The organism is Pseudomonas sp. 05T35 (assembly GCF_056396605.1).
The window spans coordinates 1-6,866 of the sequence record NZ_JBFTLU010000391.1 but is presented as its reverse complement, the minus strand read 5'-3'; the positions used below and the strand labels follow the sequence as shown (position 1 = coordinate 6,866).

7 protein-coding genes are annotated in these 6,866 nt (G+C 57.5%); 5 read left to right on the top strand and 2 right to left on the bottom strand.

Features of this window, described 5'->3' with window-relative positions; translation table 11 throughout:
• A partial coding sequence (locus AC1DH9_RS23540) for a nucleotide sugar dehydrogenase (protein WP_477808869.1) occupies positions 1-836 on the bottom strand: 836 nt, incomplete at its 3' end.
• A gap of 804 nt (positions 837-1,640) precedes the next feature.
• Entirely contained in the window at positions 1,641-2,420 is a 780-nt protein-coding gene (yaaA, locus tag AC1DH9_RS23535; RefSeq protein WP_427545209.1) for a peroxide stress protein YaaA, read from the bottom strand.
• A gap of 144 nt (positions 2,421-2,564) precedes the next feature.
• Between yaaA and AC1DH9_RS23530 the strand changes: the two genes are divergently transcribed.
• The 5 genes from AC1DH9_RS23530 to AC1DH9_RS23510 form a co-directional block, all read left to right on the top strand.
• Positions 2,565-3,689 carry a polysaccharide deacetylase family protein gene (locus AC1DH9_RS23530; RefSeq protein WP_427545207.1) on the top strand — a complete coding sequence of 375 codons (1,125 nt, stop codon included), beginning with the start codon at positions 2,565-2,567 and terminating at the stop codon, positions 3,687-3,689.
• A 362-nt stretch (positions 3,690-4,051) separates the two neighbouring features.
• Complete coding sequence (locus tag AC1DH9_RS23525; protein WP_427545205.1) at positions 4,052-5,443, top strand: PhoH family protein; 1,392 nt, start codon at positions 4,052-4,054, stop codon at positions 5,441-5,443.
• A 290-nt stretch (positions 5,444-5,733) separates the two neighbouring features.
• Positions 5,734-6,207, top strand: coding sequence for a cyclic pyranopterin monophosphate synthase MoaC (gene moaC / locus AC1DH9_RS23520; protein ID WP_054593900.1), 474 nt, complete (start codon positions 5,734-5,736; stop codon positions 6,205-6,207).
• Complete coding sequence (locus AC1DH9_RS23515; RefSeq protein ID WP_427545203.1) at positions 6,204-6,446, top strand: MoaD/ThiS family protein; 243 nt, start codon at positions 6,204-6,206, stop codon at positions 6,444-6,446. The genes moaC and AC1DH9_RS23515 overlap by 4 nt, the downstream gene beginning before the upstream one ends.
• Positions 6,447-6,449: 3 nt before the next feature.
• On the top strand, positions 6,450-6,866 hold a 417-nt coding region (locus AC1DH9_RS23510), incomplete at its 3' end, for a molybdenum cofactor biosynthesis protein MoaE (RefSeq protein WP_477808868.1).

Genomic DNA, 6,866 nt, shown 5'->3' with positions numbered 1-6,866 from the left:
CGGTAGGTCAGGGCGCGCACGTCCTTCGGCAGGCACGAGCCGCCAAACGCGAAGCCCGGGCGCATGTAGTACTGGGACAGGTTGAGGGTCTTGTCCTGGCAGACCACTTCCATCACTTCGCGACCATCGACACCGACCGCTTTGGCGATGTTGCCGATCTCGTTGGCGAAGGTCACTTTGGTGGCGTGCCAGACGTTGCAGGTGTACTTGATCATCTCGGCGACTTCGATGTCCTTGCGGATGATCGGCGCGTCGAGTTCTTCGTACAGCGATTGCAGAACGTCACCGCTGGCCTTGTCGAACTCGCCGATGACGGTCATCGGTGGCAGGTCGTAGTCCTTGATCGCGGTGCTTTCACGCAGGAACTCAGGGTTCACGGCAACGCCGAAATCGACGCCGGCCTTTTTGCCCGAGCAGTCTTCGAGGATCGGAATCACCACGTTCTTCACGGTGCCCGGCAACACGGTGCTGCGGACCACGATGGTGTGGCGGGTGGTTTTGTCACGCAGGACAAAGCCGATCTCGCGGCACACCGATTCGATGTAGTTGAGTTCCAGATCGCCGTTCTTCTTGCTCGGCGTACCGACGCAGATCATCGACAGGTCGGTGTCACGGATGGCTTCTGCGAAGTTGGTGGTGCCGCGCAGACGACCGGTCTGAATGCCCTGGGTCAGCAGTTCGCCCAGGCCCGGTTCAACGATCGGAGATTTACCGGCATTGATCAGGTCGATCTTGTCTTTGGAAATGTCCACGCCAACCACTTCGTGGCCTCGTGCAGACAGGCAACCGGCACACACTGCGCCGACGTAACCCAAACCAAATATGCTGATGCGCATCGTAATTACCTCTGTATTGATCACGCCATTAAAGGCGCGAAGTTAATAGTGTTCAGCGGTCGAAGTGCACTCGGAAGTGTGGATGGCAGGCGCCACAATACCGTGTGCAGGCATACTCAATTCCGAGTGTCTAAATAAGTGCACTCAAGGTGTGCGAAACTTGGCCTGATGATGATGGCGTGCCCTGAACTGCAGCCGGCATTTCTTCTGAATACCGTGGTGCAAAAGGCTTGTGGTACTTGAAAGTTTGCATAAAGCCAGCAATATCAAGCACTCAGGTGCTCAGGTGAGCACGTTTACAGGGGGGCAGCCTTGGCCTTGTAGGGGATAGTAATGGTGCGTTATCTCCTGTTACTCCTAGTAAGTGGCCTGAAAGCAAAGTTGAGCATGACAACTTGGCGATAGGGTCGGCACGCTGTGTAAGTTATCTCGTACACGCTCAGAGATAATCGTTACCGGTGGTATGAGCGGTGTATTTTCAGATAGTTCATGGCGGCTTATCCCGATTTTTGAAATTTCCTGAAATATTGCAAAAGATGGCACTGCTCTCATATTGATAGCACTTGCCGTTTCGGCCTTTATTAATGGGGAGTTAATTAACGTAAATAGTTTTTTGCCACTACGCTTGAAAAAAATGCGTGCCACTACTGAAAAAATTCACGCTTGTCGAGTGAAAGAAATTTCATAAATTGAAAAGATGTATTTTTGGCGCCAAAAAAATGACGAATTGGGTGGGGAGATGTAGGGGGGAAACCACGTTTCGGCGCACGCACATTGATCAATGCCGTGCGCCATCGTGATGCGTTATTCGGGGGCGTGGTCGCGCAGGAAAACCAGGTTGTCGGGTTTCGACTGTTCGGCGCTGTAGCGGTAACCCTGCACGTCAAATTGCTTGAGCGCAGCCGGGTCGTTGATGCGTTCCTGGATCACGAAACGGCTCATCATCCCGCGGGCCTTCTTCGCGTAGAAGCTGATGATCTTGTACTGGCCGTTCTTCAGGTCCTTGAACTCGGTATTGATGATCCGGGCGTTCAAGGCGCTGCGTTTGACCGCCGAGAAGTACTCGTTGGAGGCGAGGTTGAGCAGCACGTCATCGCCTTGCTCGGCCAGGGCTTCGTTCAGCCATTCGCTGATTTGTGTGCCCCAGAAGGCGTACAGATCCTTGCCGCGGGCATTGGCCAGTCTGGTGCCCATTTCCAGCCGATACGGCTGCATCAGGTCCAGCGGGCGCAGCAGGCCGTAGAGGCCCGAGAGCATGCGCAAGTGTTGCTGGGCGTAGTCGAAATCGGCTTCGCTGAAGGTCTGGGCATCCATGCCGGTGTACACGTCGCCCTTGAACGCCAGCAGCGCCTGCTTGGCGTTGGCTGGCGTGAACGCCGGGGTCCAGCTGCCGAAGCGCGCAGCGTTGAGGCCGCCGATCTTGTCGGAAACGTGCATCAGCTCGCTGATCTGTGCCGGGCTCAGCTCGCGCAATTGCAGGATCAGCTCCTGGGAATGGTCCAGGTATTGCGGTTGAGTGAAACGCTGGGTGGCCGGCGGTGTTTCGTAATCGAGGGTCTTGGCGGGGGAAATCACCATCAGCATGAAGTCGTCTCCTTTAATCGCCTCAGGGCCGCTTCGCAGCCCAGCGGGAGCAAGCTCCCTCGCCACATTGGGTACGCAGGCGCAGCGGGGAAGGTCGCGAGATCAGCTATAGTGCCGCGCGGGTTTTGTTATGGAGACATCCCTTTGCGTATCGCTTTACTGTTTTGTGCCTGGTTGTTCAGCGTGAGTGCCTATGCCGCGCCCAACGACCCCGCCACGCTGGACCGCAGCACGTGGCCGGAGCAACTCGGCAACCCGACCCTGTTCGATGTCGCTTCACGCGCGGAAATCCTCACCTTCGCTCGGGCCTTGCTCGCCAGTGAAGCGCTGGATGAGGCGGCTTTAAAGCAGCGCCTGGGGTTGCGGATGATCAACCTGGAGTCGATCAACACGCTGCGCGCGCGCATGTGGCAACGCTTGCTTGCCAACTATAATTTTGCCCAGCGCAGCTGCGATCAGGATGCGTCCTTCTGTTTTCTGGTCGAAGACATGGACACCCTGCGCGAGCAGGCCGCCAAGTTCGAACTCGGCGAAGATTCCTATTACGCCCGATGGGCCGAGCCGAGCCGGCGTTTTCACGAGCGCTATCTGGACGAACAATTGCGCAAGGCCGCGCTGTTTCCGCAGACCAGCAGCGAAGTCGAACTGTTCGGCGACCACGAGCGTAATGGCGATGAACTCAACGATCGGCTGTTTGTGCTGAGCTTCGACAGCGCCGCCAACCTCGCGCCGGACAACACCGCGTGGCTGGCCGAGTACCTGCGCAAGGCGAACCTGAGCGGGACCTTCTTTGTGCTGGGCAGCGATATCCAGAACCGCCTGGCACAGCATTCGGTGGCCGAACTGCAAGCGTTGTACTCAAAGCAATGCATTGGCGTGCAGGGCTGGGAATTCCGCTCCCACAGCCATTGGCAGGATTGGCAGTACTCAGTGACTCGCAGCGTCGAACTGGTGAAGAGCAAACTGCCAGAGAACTTCGTGCCGTTGTTCCGTCCGCCCAATGGCCAGCGTCGCGCCGATGCGCAGGGTTTCTTCAAGGCTCAGGGGGTGCAGGTTGCGCTGTGGGACATCGATCCTGCGGATGGCAGTCGGCAGCTCACGGCTGAGCAGAGTGCGCAGCGGGTGCTGACCTTGATGCTGTTGTGGCGCCATGGGGTGATCAATTTCAACGCCAAACAGGACGTGGTGAAAACGGCAATGCCCTGGCTGCTGATGCACACCGCGCAAAGCGGGATCGGCTGGGAAGATTGTCAGGATGCTTTTCGCTGAAACGGGCCCTTCCCCAAAAAAAGCCGGAAACACTGGGGCAGGGGAGTATTTCAGGAGGGATTTCGATACAGACGGACTTCCGACTTTAACGGTGCCGGCGCGGCGCGCCAAGGGCTTTTCGTCACTCTGAAAAATAAACTTCAAAAAAGCGTCAAAGTGCTTTTTTCTGTCATGGGTTTTGGAGTATTACGAAGACAGACCGCCGAAACCTGCAACACAGGTGGCGTCTTCCAAGACCCCGTGTGTGCAGTTCACTTGAGTCGTGCAGTTCATTTCAGTACGGCAGGTGAATTCGGTGGCCACTTCGAGGCGCAGCACTGTCATGGTATTGCGTCGACTGGCTCCCACAAAGGTGACCGAGTATGGATGATCACGGACGTAGCCCCTCCAACCTGCCAATCCTTTATGTACTCGATACCAACGTATTGATCCACGATCCAAACGCGCTCCTGAACTTCGAAGAACACCACGTTGCGATCCCGATGACCGTCCTTGAAGAGCTGGACAAGCTCAAGAGCGGCCATCACAGCGTTGCGGCCGAATGTCGCCAGGCCATTCGCCTGATCGACAACACGCTGGGCGATGCCTCTCCCGAAGACGTTGAACTGGGTGTACCGATCCAGCGCGGAAAAAGCGGGCCCAAGGGTTTGCTGTCGATTCTGATGAGCAAGCGTACCGAGCCGAACATCGTTCTGCCCGAACACCTGAACGACAACATCATCATCAACCAGTTGATCGACCTGCACACGCGTGACAAGGAACTGCGTGTGGTACTGGTGACCAAAGACATCAACATGCGCCTCAAGGCTCGAGCCTGCGGGATTGCGGCCGAGGACTACAGCACTGACCAGTTGGTTGACGACGTGTCGTTGCTGCCCAACGGTTATCACAACATGACGGGCTCGTTCTGGGACCGTGTGAGCAAGGTCGAAACCCGTCAGGACCATGGCCGCACCTGGCATCAGGTGCAACTGATCGACAACCTGCCGGCCGTGCATATCAACGAGTTCATCATCGACGAACAGGGCTTTGTTGGCTGGATCAAGGAAATCCAGGTCGACAAGCTGCTGATTCTCGACCTGCATCAGGAACCCCTGTTGCACCAGGAAGCCTGGGGCCTGAAACCACGCGACATCTATCAGAGCCTGGCGCTGTATGCCTTGCTTGACCCGGACATTCACCTGGTCAACCTGTCGGGTGCTGCGGGTTCGGGTAAAACCATCCTGGCGCTGGCTGCGGCAATCGAGCAAACCATGGTCAGCAAGCGCTACCGGCGCATCATCGCCACTCGTAGCGTGCAGGGGCTGGACCAGGAGATCGGTTTCCTGCCGGGCACCGAAGCAGAAAAAATGGAGCCTTGGCTGGGCGCCATCACCGACAACCTCGAAGCCTTGCACATGGATGACGAAAGCACCCATGGCAGCGTCGACTACATCCTCAGCAAAGTGCCGTTGCAGTTCAAATCCCTCAACTACATACGGGGCCGCAGCTTCCAGCAGAGCCTGATCCTGATCGACGAATGCCAGAACCTCACACCGCACCAGATGAAAACCATCATCACCCGTGCCGGCGCCGGTTCCAAAGTGGTGTGCCTGGGCAACCTGGCGCAGATCGACACCCCTTACCTGTCCGCGACCAGCTCCGGGCTGACTTACCTGACTGAACGCTTCAAGGACTTCCCTAACGGGGTGCACATCACCCTGCAAGGGGTACCACGTTCGATTCTGGCCGAATACGCCGAATCGCATTTGTAACCTTCACCCAAACCGGGCGGCCCCAAAGCCGCCCGGTTTTTTATTGCACAGCGAATTCCCCTGTAGCAGCTGGCGAAGCCTGCGTTCGAGCGCGCAGCGGTCGCCATCCGGAACCCCCGTTGTTTCTGAAGGAACGCAGCGACTGATTTACGACTGCTGCGCCCGAACGCGGACCGAGCCGAACGCAGGCTTCGCCAGCTGCTACGAGTACGTGGACGGCCTTAATAATCAAACTCGCGAAAATTTGACCCACGGGTTTACAATCGGTGCTCCTGATCAGGAGTAAGGCTGTGCTGACTCATCTCGATTCCCAAGGTCGCGCCAATATGGTCGACGTCACCGAAAAAGCCGTGACGTTCCGTGAAGCCACGGCCGAAGCGCTTGTGCGTATGCTCCCTGAAACCCTGCAGATGATTGTCAGTGGTGGTCACCCCAAAGGTGATGTATTCGCTGTGGCGCGCATTGCCGGCATTCAGGCAGCGAAGAAAACCTCCGATCTGATCCCGCTATGCCATCCGTTGATGCTCACCAGCGTCAAGGTCGAGCTCAGTGCCGAAGGCCTCGATGCGGTGCGCATCGTCGCCCGCTGCAAACTGTCCGGGCAGACCGGGGTTGAAATGGAAGCACTGACCGCGGCCAGTGTCGCTGCACTGACGATCTACGACATGTGCAAGGCCGTAGACCGTGGCATGGTCATCGAAACCGTGCGCCTGCTGGAGAAGCTCGGCGGCAAGAGCGGGCATTATCAGGTGGCCGATCAATGAAGCTGACAGTGAGGTTTTTCGCCCGTTACCGCGAGGCACTGGGCGTTGATTGGTTGAGCGTCGAAGGTGATTTCGCGTCAGTCGATGATGTGCGCTTGCTGTTGGCGCAACGTGAGGGCGCCGAGGTGCTGAGCGAGCAGAACCTGATGTGCGCGCGTAATGAAGACTTGTGCCAGCTCGAYGAACCGCTCGTTGATGGTGATGAAGTAGCGTTTTTCCCCACCGTTACCGGAGGCTGATCCATGGCGATTCGCGTGCAGTCCACGGCGTTCGACCCTGGCGCTGAAGTCAATGCGATGCACGCAGCGAATGTCGGCGTCGGTGCGGTGGTGAGTTTTGTCGGTTATGTTCGCGACTTCAACGATGGACTCGATGTGGCCGGGATGTTTCTTGAACACTACCCGGGCATGACCGAAAAGGCCCTCGGCAAGATTGCCGTCGAGGCCGAGCAACGCTGGCCGCTGCTCAAACTGGAAGTGCTGCATCGCATCGGCGCATTGGAGCCGGGCGAACCGATCGTCTTCGTCGGTGCGGCAAGTGCCCATCGCCAGGCAGCATTCGACGCCTGTGCCTTTGTCATGGACTACCTGAAAACCCGTGCACCGTTCTGGAAAAAAGAAAACACCAGCGACGGCCCGCGTTGGGTGGAAGGGCGCGAC

Excerpts from the sequence above, each read along its gene's own strand:
- yaaA (WP_427545209.1), bottom strand. The coding sequence starts at position 2,420 with ATGCTGATGGTGATTTCCCCCGCCAAGACCCTCGATTACGAAACACCG.
- AC1DH9_RS23525 (WP_427545205.1), top strand. The coding sequence starts at position 4,052 with ATGGATGATCACGGACGTAGCCCCTCCAACCTGCCAATCCTTTATGTA.